Annotated in this window: 18 protein-coding genes and 1 pseudogene; 9 read left to right on the plus strand and 10 right to left on the minus strand. The window is 68.7% G+C overall.

Annotated elements, in window-relative coordinates; translation table 11 throughout:
* Positions 1-87 precede the first annotated feature (87 nt).
* Positions 88-1425 (minus strand): MATE family efflux transporter, encoded by a 1338-nt coding sequence (locus QQM39_RS22385; protein WP_301999175.1) that lies wholly within the window; start codon positions 1423-1425, stop codon positions 88-90.
* A gap of 460 nt (positions 1426-1885) precedes the next feature.
* Between QQM39_RS22385 and dnaB the strand changes: the two genes are divergently transcribed.
* Positions 1886-3364 carry a replicative DNA helicase gene (dnaB, locus tag QQM39_RS22390; RefSeq protein ID WP_301999177.1) on the plus strand — a complete coding sequence of 493 codons (1479 nt, stop codon included), beginning with the start codon at positions 1886-1888 and terminating at the stop codon, positions 3362-3364.
* A gap of 60 nt (positions 3365-3424) precedes the next feature.
* Positions 3425-4815, plus strand: a pseudogene (locus QQM39_RS22395) (serine hydrolase domain-containing protein).
* 46 nt (positions 4816-4861) lie between these two features.
* Here the strand turns inward: QQM39_RS22395 and QQM39_RS22400 are convergent.
* Both QQM39_RS22400 and QQM39_RS22405 read right to left on the minus strand, forming a co-directional pair.
* Positions 4862-5314 (minus strand): GNAT family N-acetyltransferase, encoded by a 453-nt coding sequence (locus tag QQM39_RS22400; protein WP_301999180.1) that lies wholly within the window; start codon positions 5312-5314, stop codon positions 4862-4864.
* 9 nt (positions 5315-5323) lie between these two features.
* The gene (locus tag QQM39_RS22405; RefSeq protein ID WP_301999182.1) at positions 5324-5782 is read right to left on the minus strand and encodes a MarR family winged helix-turn-helix transcriptional regulator; all 459 of its coding nucleotides are present in this window, start codon (positions 5780-5782) and stop codon (positions 5324-5326) included.
* Between the two features lie 142 nt (positions 5783-5924).
* Between QQM39_RS22405 and QQM39_RS22410 the strand changes: the two genes are divergently transcribed.
* Positions 5925-7142: an MFS transporter gene (locus QQM39_RS22410; protein WP_301999183.1), complete on the plus strand. Its 1218-nt coding sequence runs from the start codon at positions 5925-5927 to the stop codon at positions 7140-7142.
* Between the two features lie 5 nt (positions 7143-7147).
* Here QQM39_RS22410 and QQM39_RS22415 read toward each other — a convergent pair whose 3' ends face one another.
* Complete coding sequence (locus QQM39_RS22415; protein ID WP_301999184.1) at positions 7148-8011, minus strand: GNAT family N-acetyltransferase; 864 nt, start codon at positions 8009-8011, stop codon at positions 7148-7150.
* A gap of 252 nt (positions 8012-8263) precedes the next feature.
* Between QQM39_RS22415 and QQM39_RS22420 the strand changes: the two genes are divergently transcribed.
* On the plus strand, positions 8264-8896 hold the full coding sequence (locus tag QQM39_RS22420) for an HAD family phosphatase (protein WP_301999186.1): 633 nt from the start codon (positions 8264-8266) through the stop codon (positions 8894-8896).
* A 415-nt stretch (positions 8897-9311) separates the two neighbouring features.
* Positions 9312-11015 carry a globin domain-containing protein gene (locus tag QQM39_RS22425; protein WP_301999188.1) on the plus strand — a complete coding sequence of 568 codons (1704 nt, stop codon included), beginning with the start codon at positions 9312-9314 and terminating at the stop codon, positions 11013-11015.
* A gap of 34 nt (positions 11016-11049) precedes the next feature.
* Here QQM39_RS22425 and QQM39_RS22430 read toward each other — a convergent pair whose 3' ends face one another.
* The 5 genes from QQM39_RS22430 to QQM39_RS22450 form a co-directional block, all read right to left on the minus strand.
* Positions 11050-11532, minus strand: a complete 483-nt coding sequence (locus QQM39_RS22430; protein WP_062707956.1) for an NUDIX domain-containing protein — start codon at positions 11530-11532, stop codon at positions 11050-11052.
* 88 nt (positions 11533-11620) lie between these two features.
* Positions 11621-12526 carry a LysR family transcriptional regulator gene (locus tag QQM39_RS22435; protein ID WP_301999192.1) on the minus strand — a complete coding sequence of 302 codons (906 nt, stop codon included), beginning with the start codon at positions 12524-12526 and terminating at the stop codon, positions 11621-11623.
* 231 nt (positions 12527-12757) lie between these two features.
* Positions 12758-13912 (minus strand): cystathionine gamma-lyase, encoded by a 1155-nt coding sequence (locus tag QQM39_RS22440; protein ID WP_301999194.1) that lies wholly within the window; start codon positions 13910-13912, stop codon positions 12758-12760.
* Positions 13909-14400, minus strand: coding sequence for a low molecular weight protein-tyrosine-phosphatase (locus QQM39_RS22445; protein ID WP_301999196.1), 492 nt, complete (start codon positions 14398-14400; stop codon positions 13909-13911). Before QQM39_RS22445 ends, QQM39_RS22440 begins: the two co-directional genes overlap by 4 nt.
* A 7-nt stretch (positions 14401-14407) precedes the next feature.
* Positions 14408-14785, minus strand: a complete 378-nt coding sequence (locus QQM39_RS22450) for a phage holin family protein (RefSeq protein WP_301999198.1) — start codon at positions 14783-14785, stop codon at positions 14408-14410.
* A 60-nt stretch (positions 14786-14845) separates the two neighbouring features.
* On the opposite strand from QQM39_RS22450, the gene QQM39_RS22455 reads away from it, so the two are divergent.
* From QQM39_RS22455 to QQM39_RS22470, 4 genes are all read left to right on the plus strand, one after another.
* Complete coding sequence (locus QQM39_RS22455) at positions 14846-15163, plus strand: cupin domain-containing protein (RefSeq protein WP_019755167.1); 318 nt, start codon at positions 14846-14848, stop codon at positions 15161-15163.
* Positions 15164-15324: 161 nt separating this feature from the next.
* Entirely contained in the window at positions 15325-15537 is a 213-nt protein-coding gene (locus tag QQM39_RS22460) for a DUF5326 family protein (RefSeq protein WP_030048440.1), read from the plus strand.
* A 280-nt stretch (positions 15538-15817) separates the two neighbouring features.
* A complete protein-coding gene (locus QQM39_RS22465) occupies positions 15818-16615 on the plus strand; it encodes an IclR family transcriptional regulator (RefSeq protein WP_302003682.1) in 798 nt (265 codons plus the stop codon).
* Between the two features lie 95 nt (positions 16616-16710).
* Complete coding sequence (locus tag QQM39_RS22470) at positions 16711-17148, plus strand: SsgA family sporulation/cell division regulator (protein WP_062707976.1); 438 nt, start codon at positions 16711-16713, stop codon at positions 17146-17148.
* Positions 17149-17290: 142 nt separating this feature from the next.
* Here QQM39_RS22470 and QQM39_RS22475 read toward each other — a convergent pair whose 3' ends face one another.
* Positions 17291-18805 (minus strand): YibE/F family protein, encoded by a 1515-nt coding sequence (locus QQM39_RS22475; RefSeq protein ID WP_301999207.1) that lies wholly within the window; start codon positions 18803-18805, stop codon positions 17291-17293.
* Positions 18806-19016: the final 211 nt, after the last annotated feature.

Genomic DNA, 19016 nt, shown 5'->3' on the forward strand with positions numbered 1-19016 from the left:
CCGTACCCAGTGGGGTGCGGCCCCTTCGCTGTACAGAGAGCGGATCCGGCCCGTTTCACGTGAAACAGCGTGTTTCACGTGAAACATTCAGCGCGTCGCGCCGGTGACGATCCAGCGGCCCGAACGCGTGCGCGCCCAGAGCGTCAGCATGCGCACCGTCATCATGAGCGTCATGGCCGCCCAGACTGTGGTGAGGCCGCCGCCGAACGCGGGGACGAGCAGGGCCACTGGGGTGAACACCGCCAGGGTGAGCACCATGGCCCATGCTAGGTAGGGACCGTCGCCTGCCCCCATCAGGACACCGTCCAGGATGAAGACGACGCCGCAGATCGGTTGGGAGAGCGCCACCATGAGCAGGGCGGGAAGCGCCGTTTCCTTGACGACCGTGTCACTGGTGAACAGCGGCAGGAAGAGTGGTCGGGCGAGCACCACGAGCAGCCCGAGTACGACGCCGGCTGCGATGCCCCACTCCACCATGCGGCGGCAGGCGGCCCGGGCGCCCTCGGTGTCGTCGGCACCGAGATACCGCCCGATGATGGCTTGCCCGGCAATGGCGATGGCGTCCAGTGCGAAAGCGAGCAGGCTCCACAGCGACAGGACGATCTGGTGCGCCGCGATGTCGGCGTCCCCGAGGCGGGCTGCGACAGCTGTGGCGATCATCAGAATCGCCCGCAGCGAGAGGGTGCGGACCAACAGGGGCACTCCGGCCTGTGCGGAGGCCCTTATCCCGGCCGCGTCGGGGCGCAGGGAAGCATCGTGCTTGCGTGCCCCGCGGACGACGACCACGAGATAGGCCGCGGCCATGCCGCACTGGGCGATGACGGTGCCCCAGGCGGAGCCCGCGATGCCGAGGTCGGCGCCGTAGACGAGGCCCGCGTTGAGGGCGGCGTTGGCGACGAAGCCCGCGACGGCGACGTAGAGCGGTGTCTTGGTGTCCTGCAGTCCGCGTAGGACGCCGGTGGCAGCGAGTACGACGAGCATGGCCGGTATGCCGAGTGCCGAGATCCGCAGATAGGTGGTGGCGTAGGGGGCTGCTGTGTCCGAGGCGCCGAAGAGTTCCACGAGATACGGTGCGGTCGGCAGGAGAACTGCAATGACGGCGGCACCGAGCAGGAGAGCCAGCCAGATGCCGTCCATGCCCTGGCGGATGGCGGCCTGGAGGTCACCCGCGCCGACGCGTCGGGCCACGGCGGCAGTGGTGGCGTAGGCAAGGAAGACGAAGACGCTGACGCCTGTCATGAGGAGAGCCGAGGCGACCCCGAGTCCGGCGAGCTGTGCGGTGCCGAGATGGCCGACGATCGCACTGTCGGCCATGACGAAGAGGGGCTCGGCGACGAGCGCGCCGAAGGCCGGGACGGCGAGTGCGACGATCTCGCGGTCGTGCTTTCGCCGTGTGGCCGTAGGAGTCGCGGGAGCCTGTGTCATGGCCACCAATCTAATCGTCCACAGGTAAGAGATGCAATGGAGTATTGACCCTTACTGACCGTCTCGTGGTGTGTGCTTCTGTGTACCGTTCGAAGCGATCTTGGTCCGACTGGGGAAGTTTTTCTTCTGCACAGCCGGTGGACGGTGAATTTGCAGGTCAGGGTAGGTGTGCGGAATTCTTGCGGAGCTTGTTCACAGGGCTGTCCACCGCCTCGTGCACAGGTTTTGCGGAGTTCTCCACAGCATCCGGGCCGTCGTCCACATGGCCTGTGGATAACCAGATTGGCTGACGGTGCCCGCGGGCCTACCGTGGTCCGGCGCCCACTCCGTCCGCCGACCGTGAAACCCTCACAAAACCGGCGAGCCAGAACCGGAGTTGGGCCTCTTATTTGTCAGTGGCGTGCCGTAGAACTGAGGGGCACGGCGAGGTCCGCTCGGCGGACGGGAGGAGGTGGCTCGGTTGAGCATTTCCGAGCCCTTGGACGACCCGTGGGCCGACAGCGGTCCCAGTGATCGTCTACCTGCCTCCCGCCGACGCGGTGATGGTGGCCGGGGACGCGGCGAGCAGCATGATCGCGGCCGGGACGATGGCGAGTGGGACGGCGGTGGTTCGGCCTTCGAGCGGGTTCCGCCGCAGGATCTCGACGCCGAGCAGTCCGTCCTCGGCGGCATGCTTCTGTCCAAGGACGCCATCGCCGATGTCGTCGAGGTCCTCAAGGGCCACGACTTCTATAAGCCCGCGCACGAGACGATCTTCCAGGCGATCCTCGACGTCTACGCCAAGGGCGAGCCGGCCGACCCCATCACGATCGCCGCTGAGCTCACCAAGCGCGGCGAGATCAACAAGGTCGGCGGCGCGTCGTATCTCCATACGCTCGTCCAGACGGTGCCGACGGCGGCGAACGCGGAGTACTACGCGGAGATCGTCCATGAGCGCGCCGTCCTGCGCCGCCTGGTCGAGGCCGGCACCCGCATCACGCAGATGGGATACGCGGCCGACGACGACGTCGACGAGATCGTCAACCGCGCCCAGGCCGAGATCTACGCGGTCACCGAGCAGCGCACCAGCGAGGACTATCTGCCGCTCGGCGACATCATGGAGGGCGCGCTCGACGAGATCGAGGCGATCGGCTCGCGCAGCGGCGAGATGACGGGTGTGCCCACCGGGTTCACGGACCTCGACTCACTCACCAACGGTCTGCACCCGGGCCAGATGATCGTCATCGCGGCACGTCCTGCCATGGGTAAGTCCACGCTGGCGCTGGACTTCGCGCGGGCGGCGTCGATCAAGCACAACCTGGCGAGCGTCATCTTCTCCCTGGAAATGGGGCGCAACGAGATCGCGATGCGTCTGCTGTCGGCCGAGGCGCGGGTGGCCCTGCACCACATGCGCTCCGGCACCATGACGGACGAGGACTGGACACGCTTGGCGCGGCGCATGCCCGAGGTCTCGGCGGCGCCGCTCTACATCGACGACTCCCCGAACCTGTCGATGATGGAGATCCGTGCGAAGTGCCGCCGGCTGAAGCAGCGCAATGACATCAAGCTCGTGATCATCGACTATCTGCAGCTGATGCAGGCCGGTGGTTCGAAGCGCTCCGAGAGCCGTCAGCAGGAGGTCTCGGACATGTCCCGTAATCTCAAGCTCCTGGCCAAGGAGCTGGAGGTCCCGGTGATCGCGCTCTCACAGCTCAACCGTGGTCCCGAGCAGCGCACGGACAAGAAACCGATGGTGTCCGACCTGCGTGAGTCCGGCTCCATCGAGCAGGACGCCGACATGGTGATCCTGCTGCACCGCGAGGACGCCTACGAGAAGGAGTCGCCGCGCGCCGGTGAGGCGGACATCATCGTGGGCAAGCACCGTAACGGCCCGACGGCGACGATCACAGTGGCCTTCCAGGGCCACTACTCGCGGTTCGTGGACATGGCGCAGACCTGATCCCCCTCACTCAGGGATATGCGCTCGACTCCCGAGAGTCCACCGGGGTGGACTGGGGGCATGACGACATCTCAGGAAGAGCTGCTCCCCGCCACCCGCGGGCGCTGCTGCACCGCATCGCCGTGGCACAGTCCGAAGGGCGTGCGCCCTCGCTGGTCGCCGCTGTCGTACGGGACGGCCGGACCGTGTGGCACGGCTCGCGTACCTCGGTGGACGGGCACGCGCCGGACGAGAACGTGCAGTACCGCATCGGCTCGATCACCAAGACCTTCACGGCGCTTCTCGTCCTGCGCCTGCGGGACGAGGGACTGCTCGACCTCGGTGACCCGCTGGAGAAGCATCTGCCGCGGACAGGTGTGGGGGAGGTCACCATCGCCGAACTGCTCGCGCACACGAGTGGGCTGGCGGCTGAGACGCCGGGACCGTGGTGGGAGCGGAGCCCCGCATCACTGCGACCCGAGCTCTCCGACGTGCTGGGTGAGCAGCCCCTCCTGCACCCGTCCGGCCGTCGATTCCATTACTCGAACCCCGGCTACGCGCTGCTGGGCGCGCTGGTCGAGAAGCTTCGGGGGGCTTCCTGGGAGGACGTACTCCGGCGTGAAGTGCTCGAACCCCTGGGTCTGAATCGCACGAGTATGCGGCCGCAGGCGCCGCACGCGGGAGGCTGGGCGGTCCATCCCTGGGCCGACGTGATGCTTCCCGAGCCCGTCGAGGACCTCGGCCTGATGGCGCCGGCTGGTCAACTGTGGTCGACAACCGGCGACTTGGCGAGGTTCGCGGCCTTTCTGGCCAAGGGCGACGACCGTGTGCTGAGGGCCGAGTCGCTGCGTGAGATGAGGACGCCGGCGGCTCCGCCGGAGGCGGCGGACGTGGCGAGTGGCTATGCGTACTGCCTGGGGCTGGAGATCCGGCACCAGGACGGCAGGACTCTGGTCGGACACACGGGCTCCCTGCCGGGTTTCCTTGCCTGCCTCGCCATCGGTGTGGAGGACGATGTGGCCGTCGTCGTCCTGGCCAACTGCACCTCTGGGCCTCTGCTGTTCTCTGTTGCCGCCGACCTCGTCCGCATCGTCGCCGAGGCCGAGCCACGCATCCCCGAGCCGTGGCGTCCGATGCCCGAAGTCGAATCAGCGGCACTGGAGTTGGCGGGTCAGTGGTACTGGGGAACCCACGCCTTCGGTCTGCGGCTGACGGCCGACGGGCTGGTGTCGTTGGAGCCGTTGTCCGGCAAGGGTCGCCGTTCCCGGTTCCGGGCCAATGGTGACGGCACATGGACGGGCTTGGAGGGCTACTACGCAGGCGAGCTCCTGAAGGCCGTACGACGCCCGAATGGCGCCGTGGACCATCTGGACCTCGGGTCGTTCGTCTTCACGCGTCAGCCGTACGACGAGGGAGCTGCCGTACCCGGCGGCGTGGATCCCGATGGGTGGCGGGGGACCGGCTCGTTCTGACCGCCTGGTGACGGCGCCTGTTTCACGTGAAACAGGCGCTTCGCCGTCACAGCGTGAGCTTGAAGCCCACGTGCGAGGCCGTGAAGCCGAGCCGCTCATAGAAGCGATGGGCGTCCGTACGGGTGTTGTCGGAGGTCAGCTGCACCAACTGGCAGTTCTGGCGCCTGGATTCGGCGACCGCCCACTCGATGAGCTGTGTGCCGAGGCCGCTGCCGCGTTCATCGGCGTGGATGCGTACACCTTCGATGATGGAGCGGGTCGCGCCTTTGCGGGACAGACCCGGAATGACTGTGAGCTGGAGCGTGCCGACGACTCGGCCCTCACGGACCGCGACGACCAGGTGCTGGTTCGGGTCGCTGCTGAGCTGGTCGAGTGCGGCCAGGTAAGGCGTCAGGTCGTGCGGTGATTCACGCTGGGCGCCCAGTGGATCGTCTGCGAGCATGCCGACGATCGCGGGGATGTCATCGGCGACGGCGGCTCGTATTTCAAGATCTCCCATATTCGCACCCTACGCGGGGGTCGGAAGCGTCTCCACGGCCCGGACCAGTGGGGCGAGTTCGGGGTTCTTCGCGGCTTCGTCGAGGGCTTGGCGCAGGGCTGTGTCGTTGGTGGGGCGGGCTTCTTCGAGGAGGTTGCGGCCTGCGTCGGTGAGGTCGGTGTAGATGCCGCGGCGGTCGGTGGGGCAGAGGTAGCGGGAGAGCAGGCCGCGGTCCTCGAGGCGGGTGACGAGCCGGGTGGTGGCGCTCTGGCTGAGGACGACGGCGTCGGCGACCTGCTTCATCTGCAGATGCCCGCCTTCGCCGTCGTGCTGGCGGCCGAGCACGTCGAGCAGGGAGTACTCGCGCACGCTCAGGTCGTGCTTGCTCTGCAGAGCGCGCTCGATGTGCGCCTCGATCCTGCCGTACAGCAGGGAGAGGGCGCACCAGCCCTGGGCGAGGGCGGTGAGCGCGGGGTCCGTGGCGGTCATGGCTTTTCCTCCGGGCTGAGCGGTTTCCAGGCCTGAGTAGGGCAGAAGCGAAATAGCCTGCGCTTGCAAGTATGGAGCGTGTGCAAGTATTGTCTCCAGTCGTAAAACGCTCCTGCAATCTTCTGGGAAGGTGTACCCCTACATGCCTCTCGCGCTTCTGGCCCTCGCGATCGGGGCCTTCGGAATCGGAACGACCGAGTTCGTGATCATGGGCTTGCTGCCCGAGGTCGCGGGCGACTTCGGGGTCTCCATCCCCACGGCGGGGCTGCTCGTGACCGGCTACGCGCTCGGCGTGGTCCTCGGCGCTCCTCTGATGACCGTGCTCGGCACCAAGGTCTCCCGCAAGCGGATGCTGATGCTGCTGATGGGACTGTTCAGCGCCGGCAACCTGCTCTCCGCTTTCGCCCCCACCTTCGGCGTCATGCTGATCGGCCGTGTGGTCGCCTCGCTCGCCCACGGCGCCTTCTTCGGTATCGGCTCGGTCGTCGCGGCAGACCTGGTCGCGCCGGACAAGAAGGCCGGGGCCATCGCGATGATGTTCACCGGCCTGACCGTCGCCAACGTCGTCGGCGTCCCGCTGGGCACGTTCGTCGGACAGGCCGCCGGCTGGCGCGTCACCTTCGGCATCGTCGCCGCCCTCGGCGTCGTCGGCCTGGTCGGCATCGCCAAGCTCGTCCCCGACCTGTCCCAGCCCCAGGGCGTACGCCTGCGCCACGAACTGGCCGCATTCAAGAACGCCCAGGTCCTGCTCGCCATGGCGATGACGGTCCTCGGCTTCGGCGGCGTCTTCGCGGCCATCACCTACATCGCACCGATGATGACGCATGTCGCCGGCTTCGCCGACGGCTCTGTCACCTGGCTGCTGGTCCTCTTCGGGCTCGGCATGGTCGGCGGAAACCTCGTCGGCGGTATGTACGCCGACCGCGCGCTGATGCCCATGCTGTACGTCTCCCTGGGCGCCCTCGCCGTCGTGCTCGCGCTCTTTACGCTCACGGCCCAGAACAAGGTCCTCGCGGCCGTCACCATCGCGCTGATCGGCGCCCTGGGCTTCGCCACCGTCCCCCCGCTGCAGAAGCGCGTCCTCGACCAGGCACACGGTGCCCCGACGCTGGCCTCGGCGGTGAACATCGGCGCCTTCAACCTCGGCAACGCCCTCTCCGCCTGGCTCGGCGGCATCGTCATCGCGGCAGGCTTCGGCTACACGTCCCCCAACTGGGTCGGCGCCGCCCTGGCCGCGGCCGCGCTGCTGCTGGCCCTCCTCTCGGCCGCCCTGGATTACGAAGGCATCGATTACGAAGGCGTCGACTGTAAACGCCGACAACGAGACGCCGGTCCCCGACGGGACCGGCGTCGCCCATGAACGTCTCAGCCCGCCGCGACCGTCAGGGGAGCGAACCGCCGGGTCCAGTCGCCGGGCAGTTCCGAGATGCCGTACGTCATGACCGCGTTGAAGGCGACGGAGGCCAGACCGCGTTCCTTCGCCCAGGTCAGCAACTCCTCGTGGCGTACGTCGATGTCGGTGCGCAACGGGCGGTCGGTGTGAGCGGCGAGGGAGGCGATGAGCGCCTTGGCGGTCTCCGTGTCGCGGGCGATCAGTGGGCCCACGACCTGCGTGGCCATGTTGGGCCAGGCCCCCGCGTATCCGATGATCCGGCCGTTCTCCTCGGCGACGCGCAGCTGATCGGCGAATGCGGGTAGCCGCGTGATGATGTGCGTTCGGTCGGCGCCGAACACGTCCTCGTCGAGCCGCAGGATCGCGGTGAGGTCCGCGGCGGTGGCGCCGCGCGTGACGACCGACGGCGAGGGGCCGGGCGTGAAGTGCCCGCACAGCATCTCCGCCCGGCCGGTGACCTTGAAGCCGAGTTCCTCGTAGAGCGGTTGGCCGTTCGGCGTCGCATGCAGCGTCAGCGGTGTCGTGCCCATCGCGGAGACGACGTGACGCATCAGGCGACGCCCGATTCCCTGGCGGGAATGCCGCTCGGCGACCAGGACCATGCCGATGGCGCCCAGGTCGAGGCGGTCGTGCGGCCCGTACTCCGTGACGACGCAGGCGCTGACGAGCCCGCCGTCGGGGTCGTCGATGCCGTAGCCCTTCCCGGCTGTGAGGAGGAACCCCCACTTGTGTTCCTCACGGGGCCAGCCCCGATCCTCGGACAAGTCGGCGCAGGCGGTGAGATCGCGAGGCGTCAGACGGCGGATGGGCAGAGCGGCGAGGGAAGGAGTCGGCACGCAGGTCAGGCTGTCTGACGACTGCCCTGGTCGTCCAGCCGTTTCCAGCGAGACGTACGAGCTTTTGGCCGTGTCATGGGCCGACGCACAGCGCGCCTATGGACGCTGGGTGTTTCACGTGAAACATGGAGAAACGGCTGGAGTCCAGCAGGCGAGCGATCATCAAGTGCGGGAGTCTTCGGCCAGGGCGGTCTCCGGTCAAGACGGTCCCCGGCAAGGGGGCTACAGCACATCCCATTAGCCTCAAGGCCCATGGCGAGACTTCACCTCTTCGACCTCGACGGCACGCTTCTGCATGGAACTTCCGCCCCCGTCGAGATCTCGCGACAACTCGGGCTGGAAGCCGAGACCGTGGCGCTCGACCGGGAAATCTCGGCAGGGCTGATCGGGTCACCTGAGTATGCGGCGCGGGTGCACAAGCTTTGGGTGGATCTCACCGAGGCTCATGTGGCGGCCGCTTTCGAGGGCGCTCCTTGGCTGGCCCGGATCCATGAAGTCTGGGCGGAGATCAGGGGACAGGGCGACTACTGCGCGGTCATATCGCTCTCGCCCTCCTTCTTCGTGGAGCGGCTGACGGGCTGGGGCGCGCACGCGGCGTACGGCTCCCGCTTTCCAGCTGTGCCGTTCACCGAGCCCGTCGACCCGGCCGGAGTTCTCAGTGCCGCGGCCAAGGTCCTCATCGCCGACCGGCTCTGTGAGGAGTTCGGGGTGACGCGGGCCGATTGCGTCGCTTATGGCGACTCGCTGTCGGACAAGGACCTGTTCGGTGCCGTCCCGGTCTCCGTCGCCGTCAACGCCGACAGACATCTGGCCGGACTCGCGACCCACTCCTACATGGGGATGGATCTGTGGGAAGCCTATGAATTGGTGCGCAGCAGCCGGTAATTGCAGGAATTAGTCGTTCGCTGCCTCGCCCAATTCGTGAGGGAGGCAGGGGGGACTTGTGATCGGGGCATCGGCCGGTAGGGTCGACTCCGGTTCGTGTCCGAGCTGTGATGCAGACTCCCGGCGCGGACCGAGCGCAAGGCAATGCAGCCTAACGGGACGGAGAGATCGAAGACCCGCATTCACGGGTATGCGGCCGGGGCGCCCACGCGCGGTGGGATGCTGCGGTGAGAGTACTGCGGCCAATGTCACACTCTCGCCTTACTTGTCCGTACCGAGTATGCATACGGGTTGAATGTGGCCGTACTGGTCGCGGCAACGAACGGGGAAAAGCAAGCCGTCGCGGGGGAAGCAGGCACATTCCGACCGAGGAAGTGCGCAGACCGACCGAAAGATGTTCGAGGCGAGGCACACCATGGACGCTCCGACCACCACGTCGGCCGACAACGGCACTTCCGGCGGCGGGGGCGGCTGGTTCACGCCGCGCAAGCAGCCGGCGACGACTCCGGGCAGCGAACAGGAGACGGCCGACGGTCGCCGCCTGGCCGCGATGCGCCCGGTCGGCAGGACGTCGACGGGCGACGACACGTCCCCCTCGGCCCAGGACGGCACACAGCCTGCCACGACGGTCGGCCCGGCAGCGCCCATCCCCACCCCCGTAGACCCCGGCGCCGGTCCCGGAACACCGGACCCCGCCTCCCGCCCGGCCCCGGAATGGACGCCCGCCGGCCCCGGATACGGCGCCGGCGAACCCGGCCGGGCGTCGAACGCCTCCGCTGACCCGACCTGGAGTCCTGGGCCCGCCCCCGCTCCTGCTCCCGCCTCGGCCCCGGCCAGAACTCAAGCGCCGGCTGCACCTGCCCCAACCCCAAGCCAAGCGCCACCTGCCCCCGCCGCCGCCCAGGCGTCCACCGCCCACCCGGGGATATCAGGCCCCAGCCCCATATCCCCGCCCTCCCCCCAACTGCGCGTACCCACCCAGCGCCCCGCCCCGGCCCAACCCGCCTCCCCGGACGCCATCCTGATCCGCCGGACGATGGCCGAGGTCGCTCCCGTGGCCGACAAGGTCACCTCGTACTTCTACGCGCTGCTCTTCGTACGCCACCCCGACCTGCGCTCCCTGTTCCCGGCCGCGATGGACACTCAGCGCGACCGGCTGCTCAAGGCGCTGCTCACCGCAGCCGAGCACATCGACAACACGCCCGTCCTCGTCGAGTACCTGCAGAACCTCGGCCGGGGCCACCGCAAGTACGGCACCCGCGCCGAGCACTACCCGGCCGTCGGCGAGTGCCTCATCGGCGCCCTGAACAAGTACGCCGCCGGCGTCTGGGACGCGGAGACGGAGGCCGCCTGGGTGCGGGCGTACACGACGATCTCGCAGGTCATGATCGACGCGGCGGCCGCAGACGAACTGCGCGCCCCAGCCTGGTGGTACGCGGAGGTCGTGTCGCACGACCTCAGGACCTCGGACATCGCCGTCGTCACGGTCCGCCCCGACCAGCCCTACCCCTTCCTCGCCGGGCAGTACACGAGCCTGGAGACGCCTTGGTGGCCGCGGATCTGGCGGCACTATTCCTTCGCCTCCGCACCCCGCTCCGACGGCCTGCTGACGTTCCATGTGAAGGCCGTGCCCGCGGGCTGGGTCTCCAACGCGCTGGTGCACCGAGCCCGGCCGGGGGACATCATCCGGCTCGGCCCGCCGACCGGTTCGATGACCGTGGACCACACCACCGACAGCGGTCTGCTCTGCGTGGGCGGAGGCACCGGCATAGCGCCCATCAAGGCACTCGTCGAGGACGTCGCCGAGCACGGCGAACGGCGACCGGTAGAGGTCTTCTACGGCGCCCGTACCAACCAGGACCTGTACGACATCGACACGATGCTCCGACTCCAGCAGTCCCACCCCTGGCTGGAGGTCCGCCCCGTCGTGGACCGGCACGGACTGCTCCAGCTTCCCGATGCCATACGCGAGTACGGACCCTGGACCGAGTACGACGCCTATGTCTCCGGACCGCCTGGCATGATCCGCAGCGGTGTGGATGCGCTGAGGGACATCGGCATTCCGTCCGAGCGCATACGCCATGACTCGGTGGAGGAACTCGTCGCCACCGGGGACTGACGAGCGTCGCCGAAGCCGAGGCAGGCCGTCGGTATCAGCCCAGGTCGGGGGCGTGCATGGCGCGGACGCCCTCGATGTTCCCGTCCAGGTAGTGCCGTAGTGACAGCGGTACGAGATGGACGGAGGCGATCCCGACCCGAGTGAACGGCACCCGTACGATCTCGTACTCGCCGACGGGCTCGTCCACCTCGGGCCCGTGCCGCAAGGACGTGTCCATCGACTCCAGGCGGCAGACGAAGAAGTGCTGCACCTTCACACCGGTCGCGCCGCCGTCCTCGCCTATGTGCTCGACGGTGTCGACGAAGCAGGGCACCACGTCGATGATCTTGGCGCCGAGCTCCTCGTACACCTCGCGATGCAGGGCCTCGACGACGGTCGTGTCCGTCGGCTCGACCCCACCACCGGGAGTGAGCCAGTAGGGATCCAGACCAGGCTTGGTGCGCTTGATCAGGATCAGATCGTCGCCGTCCAGGAGAACGGCGCGTGCGGTGCGCTTGACCACGGGTCGGACGGTCATGGGAGAAATGTGGCCCGGCTGGTTCCACGTGAAACATCGCAAGACGTCACCGGTCGAGCCCACGGTGTGATGGACCTGAATGCCCTGCTCAGGCCCAGTCGGAAGCCGCTTGCAGCAACCACTCGTGGGCCCGCGCGACGTGCGGCATCGCCAGCGTGCCCGTGCGGACCACCAGGAAGTACGTCCGCAGGGGCGGCACCGGCGGATCGTGCAGGGCGACGACGTCGCCGCGCTCCAGGGCGGCCGCGCACAGATAGCGGGGCAACACCGCAAGCCCTGCCCCCGCGGCCGCGCAGGCGAGTACCGCGCGCAGGTCGGGGACGATCACGGTGCCCGGAGCAGCGGGCCGGGAGTCGTAGACCGAAGCCCAGTAGCGGGAGACGAAGGGCAAGGACTCATGCACCTCCACCACTGGGATCTCCTCCAGCGCGTGTGCTCCCTTGAGACGCAGCGTCCCCGAACCGATCCGCTCGGCCCAGCGGGGAGCGGCGACGAGGACGTGCTCCTCGTCGCAGAGCGGAGCCGCCGTGAGCAGAGCGCCTCGTGGACGGGCCGTACAGATGGCCAGATCGTGATGCCCGGCGGCCAGCCCTTCGAGGGTCTCCTCGGCATTTCCGAAAGATGTGCGCAGGGCGAAGCCTTGGCCGTCGTCGCCGGTCAGCTCGGTGAGGGCGGGCAGTGCCCGCTCGGCGGTGAACTCAGGAGGGCCGGCGAGGTGCAGGGTACGTAAGGAGGACTCGTCGTCCAGACCCGTCTCGGCGATCTCCACCAGGGCGTCGAGGTGCGGTGCCGCCTTGTGGGCGAGTTCGTCTCCGATGGTCGTCGGTGTCACTCCGCGGGCCTGCCGCAGGAACAGGGGGCGGCCCAACTGCCGTTCCAGGGTGCGTATCTGCGAGGTCACGGCCGGCTGTGACAGCCCGAGCAGCGCGGCGGCACGGGTGAAGGAGCCGGCCCGGTGCACCGTCACAAAAGTGCGCAACAAGGCCAGATCCATGCCGCATCCTCCCCTTCCCCGCCCTTCTCCCCACCCCCAGGGCAGGGCCCAACTATAAATAAGTCGATAGGTCGCTGTCGCTACTGTGATTGGACACTGACAGAGAGTCAACTAGCCTTGTTCGCGCGGTTCTTCGCGCGCAGAACCGAGGACGGTCCGAGCCACGAGGGGGCAGGTTCGGACCGTCCGTTCTGCGTAGCCGGACACCGACGGCCGCAGGGGCGAACCCGATCACTCCGCCGATTCGTCCAGGGCACGCAGCACATCGGCCACCAGATCCTCGGGATCCTCCGCACCGACCGACATACGAATGAAGCCCTCCGGTACGGCGTCGCCGCCCCAGCGTCCCCGCCGCTCCGCCGTGGATCGCACCCCGCCGAAGCTGGTCGCGTCGTCGACCAGACGCAGGGCGCCGAGAAAGCGCTCGGCACGCGCGCGCGTGGGCAGCGTGAAGGACACCACGCACCCGTAAGCCCGCATCTGCTGCGAGGCGACCTTGTGAGAGGTGTCGCCGGGCAGCCCCGGATAACGCACCCCGAGCTCCTCCGGCCAGTTCCGCAGCGCTTCGGCGACTGCCAGGGCATTGGCGTTCTGCCGCTCCACACGCAGCTGGAGCGTGGCGAGGGAACGGTGCGCCAGCCAGGCCTCCATGGGCCCGGGAATCGCCCCGACGATCTTGCGCCAGCGCCGTACGGCGGCCATGGCATCGGCGTCGCGGCCGGTGACGTATCCCAGCAGCACGTCGCCGTGCCCCGTCAGCTGCTTGGTGCCGCTGGCCACCGAGAAGTCGGCGCCGAGCTCCAGTGGCCGCTGCCCGAGCGGCGTCGCGAGCGTGTTGTCGACGGCGACGAGCGCGCCACGCGCGTGTGCCGCTTCGACGAGCCGTCGGATGTCGCACACGTCGAGGCCGGGGTTCGACGGGCTCTCGATCCACAGCAGCTTCGCGCCGTCCAGGACGCCGAGCTGTGCGTCCCCGCCGGTCGGCGCCGTGCGCACCTCGATGCCGTACGCCTCCAGCTGCGCCCGTGCCAGGGGCAGTGCCTGGTAGCCGTCGCTGGGCAGGACGACCGCGTCCCCGGCGCGCAGCTGGGAGAAGAGCACCGACGAGGCGGCGGCCATGCCCGACGCGAAGACCAGCGTCTCGACACCGTCCTCCCCAGGCGCCTCCAGCTCGCCGATGGCGCGCTCCAGGTGGGTCCAGGTCGGGTTCTCGTCGCGACCGTAGGTGTACGGCCCCGTGGGCTCGCCCGGCAGGTGGTAGTGGGCGGCGAACACCGGACCCGGCAGGGTCGGCTCGTACTTGACCGGCTCGGGCAGCCCGGCCCGCACCGCGCGCGTGCCGTCTCCGCCCCCGGAAGGCAGCCCCTGAGGACCCGTACCGCTCATGCTGCCTTCCCCTCCGCCTGCTCGCGGACCGCCGCCAGGAGGCCTGTGCTTGCCGCCTCCACCATCTCGAGGCACTCCTCGAAGCCGTCCCGGCCCCCGTAGTACGGGTCGGGTACATCGAGGTCCTCGCCCGCGGCGGGGTCATACGAACGCAGCAACCGCACCTTCGCCGCGTCCTGTGGCGAGGGCGCGAGGCGGCGCAGCGCCTTGAGGTGCCCGGAGTCGAGCGCGACGACGAGGTCGAGGCGGGCGAACCAGGACGATTGGAACTGCCGGGCCGTGTGGCCGCCTTCGTAGCCGTGCTCCTCGAGGACGGAGACGGTGCGCGGGTCGGCCGGGTCGCCCTCGTGCCAGCCGCCGGTGCCGGCGCTGTCGACCTCGACCAAGCCGTCGAGCCCGGCCTCCGCCACGCGGGCGCGGAAGACGGACTCGGCCATCGGGGAGCGGCAGATGTTGCCGGTGCACACGAAGCAGACGCGGTAGGTCATCGGATGCTCAGTCCCCGTCGGGCAGGACGACGTTGAGCGCCCAGGAGACGATCGAGATGATCAGGCCGCCGAGCACGGCGGTCCAGAAGCCCTCGACATGGAAGCTCAGGTCGAGCTTGTCGGCGAGCCACGAGGTCAGCAGCAGCATGAGCGCGTTGACGACCAGCGTGAACAGGCCGAGCGTCAGGATGAGCAGCGGGAGGCTCAGGAGCTTGACTATCGGCTTGACCAGGAAGTTCACCACGCCGAAGATCAGCGCGACGACGAGTAGGGTGCCGACCTTCTTGCCCGTGCTGTCACCGGTGAGGGTGATCTTGTCGAGCAGCCACACAGCGACCGCCAGGGCCCCCGCGTTGGCGATCGTCTTGACTACGAAATTCTTCATGTGTCTGATCGTGGCAGACGAGATCGGCCACGGGCACTGGGACAAGGGCGGACGACAGCGATGAAGGCATTCCGGCTGGACGAACTGGAGGCGGAGCGCGCCGCCAATGAGGGCGCCTACCTGCAGTTTCTGCGGGAGCGGAACATGTCGGTCGGTCTGTACGCGCTCAACGCCGGCGAGCACGATCCACAGAAGCCGCACAACCAGGACGAGGTCTACTTCGTTGTGAGCGGGCGCGCCCAGATCACCGTCGGCATGGAGACCACGCAGGTGGCGCGCGGCAGCGTGGTGTACGTGCCGGCCGGAGTCGCCCACAAGTTCCACCACATCAGTGAGGACCTTCGGGTGCTCGTGGTGTTCTCTCCGCCAGAAAGCTGACCTTTGGCCTCGGGGTTCCCTAGGGGATCGATCAGGGGAGGACAAGGGCTGCGAGGCCCCCACCGGGCACCTGCCCGTCCTAGCATCGAGTGCAGGGAATCAGCAGATTTCGAAGGATCGGACCCGGCACTGTGACGGGCGGAGAGGTAAGGACGAGGGCGATGCGTGAGATCTTCGCAGGACTGCCGTGGTGGGTGAAGTGGATCGCGGTGCCTGTCATCGCCCTGGTCGTGTTCGGCGGGTTGATAGCCAGCGTCGTCGGGTTCGTCATCGGGCTGCTCTTCAAGGTGCTGGTCTTCGTGGCACTGGTCGGTGGACTGATCTACGTCGTACGGAAGTTCACGTCGAGCTCCTCGTCGCGCAGCGACTGGTGAGGGCCTGCAGCGGCTGATGAGGGCCGTGGGGACGGGGAGGCGGTAACAGGAATCACTGGTTCCCTCGGGCGAGGGAAGTTTTCCGGGCAGGGCGCCTGCGAGCGGTGATGGACGAATAGAGTCCGGAAATCGACGCGGGGACGTCCCCGCGAGCGGCGTGCACCCCCTCCCGTGTTCCCCAGCACGGGCTCCCCCCTCGCGCCTTTGGGAGTGACCCTTGGCCACGGTTGACACCGCACCCTCAGACCCCCACGCCCCCCTCGGACGGCCGCACTCCTCCGTGCCCAAGGTGCCGAGGCAGGCCTCCCCGACATCCCCCGAGCAGCCGCATTCCGCGACGCTCATCGGATCCGTCCAGCGTGCGATGCGCCTGCTGGAATGCGTCGCCGAGCACGAGTACGGCGCTCCCGCGAAGCAGCTCGCCCGCGAGACGGGCCTGGCGCTGCCCACCGCGTACCACCTGTTGCGGACGCTGGTCCACGAGGGCTATCTGCGCCGAGACAAGGGCCTGTTCTTCCTCGGCGAGGCGGCGGTTCGGCTGGGCAGCAGCGGAGCCCAGCAGAAACGTCGCAGCACGGTCGCCGAAGCACTCGCCCAATGGCGTGATGCCATCGGTGTCCCCGTTTACTACGCCCAGTACCGCGACGGCGAGATCGAGGTCATGTGCGTCTCCGACACCCCGGGCAATCCGGCGGTCGAGGAATGGGCCGACTTCCGTGAGACCGGCCACGCGCACGCCATCGGTCAGTGCCTGTTGTCCCAGCTGGACGAGGACGCCCGCCGCGATCACCTCGACCGCCATCCCGTGCAGTCCATCACCCCGTACACGGTGCGCGACAGCCGCACGCTGCTGCAACGCCTCGAACGGACGCGTCGGATGGAGCCGGTGACCGAACGTCAGGAGTACGCGCTGGGCACGGTGTGCGCGGCGATTCCGATCACGGTGGGCACCACGGCCGCGACGATGGCCATTTCCCTGCCCGCTCATCAGGACGACCGGCTGTTGTCGGCGGCACGGCAGCTGCAGGACGAGGTCGGGCGGCTCCTAGGGTCACTGGCGATCTCTATCAGTATCTGAAAACTCACTCCTTGTGATCTCTCGTGTACGTTCAGCAAGATTCCACAGTGTCGGGTCCGTTCCCGGCCAGTCGAAGGCAAACGACGGGGTAGGCGATGCGCGAGTCCGTACAGGCAGAGGTCATGATGAGCTTTCTCGTGTCCGAGGAGCTCTCCTTCCGCATCCCGGTGGAGCTGCGCTACGAGACCTGTGATCCCTACGCCGTACGGCTGACCTTCCACCTGCCCGGTGATGCCCCCGTGACCTGGGCCTTCGGCCGCGAGCTGCTGGTCGACGGGGTGGGCAGACCGTGCGGGGAGGGAGATGTACGGGTCTCACCGGCCGGTTCCGAGACGCTGGGCGACGTCCTGATCCGGCTTCAGGTCGGTGCCGACCAGGCCCTGTTCCGCTCCTCGGTGGCGCCCCTCGTGGCCTTCCTCGACCGCACCGACAAGCTTGTGCCGCTCGGGCAGGAGGGTGCGCTCGCCGACTTCGACGCCCACCTCGACGAGGCCCTGGACCGCATCCTGGCGGAGGAGCAGAGCGCGGGCTGAAGCGCTAAGGCAGCGAGGGGTGGCGTAACGCTTCGCCGGGACGCTGAGGGGGCGCGCGGGAACGCTTCTTCTTCGCGGGCGTGCGTCGTGTTCCGTCGGATGGGCAGGGCCGCCGGCTACGCGAGATCGGCGGCCGTGTCCGTCACCGCTTCCGGCGTCGTCCTCGCCCGCCCCGTCCCGGAGCCGGCTGCCCCGGACCCGACTGCCCGCCCGCCGGCACCGGCTGGGCACCCGCAGACACCGCCCCCTTCTCCGGACGGTCGGCCGAGACCACCAGGGCCGCGAGAGCCGTGGTGACCGGCACCGACGCGACCAGGCCGATGGAGCCCACCAGCGTGCGCACGATCTCCTCCGCCACCAACTCACTGTTGGCGACCGTGCCGACGCTGCTCTGCGCGATCGAGAAGAGCAGCAGCAACGGCAGCGCGGCGCCGGCGTAGGCGAGGACCAGTGTGTTGACGACGGACGCGATGTGGTCGCGGCCGATCCGGATACCCGCGCGGTACAGCCCGCGCCAGCCCATCGTCGGGTTGGCCTCGTGCAGTTCCCAGACCGCGGACGTCTGGGTGACCGTCACGTCGTCGAGGACACCGAGCGAACCGATGATGACGCCGGCGAGCAGCAGACCGCTCATGTCGATCGACGGGTACAGCCCGTGGATCAGACCGGTGTTGTCGTCCGTATTGCCGGTGAGCGCGGCCCAGTCGATGAACCCCGAGCCCAGAAGGCCGATCAGCAGCAGCGAGAGCAGTGTGCCGAGCACGGCCACGGATGTACGGGCCGACAGGCCATGGCACATGTAGAGGGCGATCAGCATGATCGCGCTCGCCCCCACCACCGCTACGACCAGCGGGTTCGATCCCTGCAGGATCGCCGGGAGGATGAAGAAGGTCAGCACCAGGAAGCTGATGGCCAGCGCGACCAGCGCCATGACACCGCGCATCCGGCCCACCAGCACGACGGCGAGCGCGAAGATGCCGGCGAGCAGCGCCATCGGGATCCTGCGGTTCACGTCGGTGACCGAGTACTGCAGGTCCCTGGGCGCGGAGGGCTCATAGGCGACCACGACGTCCTGGCCCTCGTGCAACTGGCGTGACTGGTCAGGCTGCACGATCTCCGTGAAAGTGCGGCCCTTGTCCTTGCCCGTATCGACGCGGATCGTCGCTCTCTTGCAGGTGCCGCTCTCCTGCTGCACCGCGGAGGAACCCTCGGCAGTGGAGGTGTCGCCGGTCGGGGGCACTCCCGAGGCGCCGACGTCCTTGCAGCTGACCTCGACCACCTTGGTGACCGTGGCGTTGTGCGTCTGCCGGTCGAAGCCGACCCCCGTGCGCTCGTGCGGCGGGGCACCGCCCGGCCACAGCACAGCGAGCCCCACCACCACCGCCGCGGCGAACGGGATCAGGACCGCCGCGATGACCTTGCGCAGGTGCCGGGAGACAGGCGCCGCGGGACCGTGGGCGTGACTGTGGGAGTGCCCGTGCCCGCCACCGCCGTCGCCGCCCTTACCGCCGCCACGCGATCCGCCGGATCCGGGCCCGTGCCCGTGGCCACCCCCGGAGTCGTGACCGTCACTCGGTCCGGGCCCCTGCTCCGCTGAGCCGCCGGAGCCGGGCCCGCGCCCAGGCCCCCCGCTGCCCCCGCTCCCGTGCCCCTGCATCCCGCTGGCCCCGGTCCCGTGTTCGTGCCAGCCGCCGGAACCAGTCGCGTGATCGTCGTCGCCGCCGGAACCAGGCCCGTATCCACCGCCGTATCTACCTCCGGCAACTCCCGAACCGCGGCCGTCTGTACGGCCGTTGCCCCGTGTGGGGCCGTTTCGGGGGCCGTTTCCGAAGCCGGAGCCGCGGGGCGGCTCGGGCGGTGGGTACGGA

This window comes from Streptomyces sp. DT2A-34, from assembly GCF_030499515.1.
Lineage (GTDB): Bacteria > Actinomycetota > Actinomycetes > Streptomycetales > Streptomycetaceae > Streptomyces.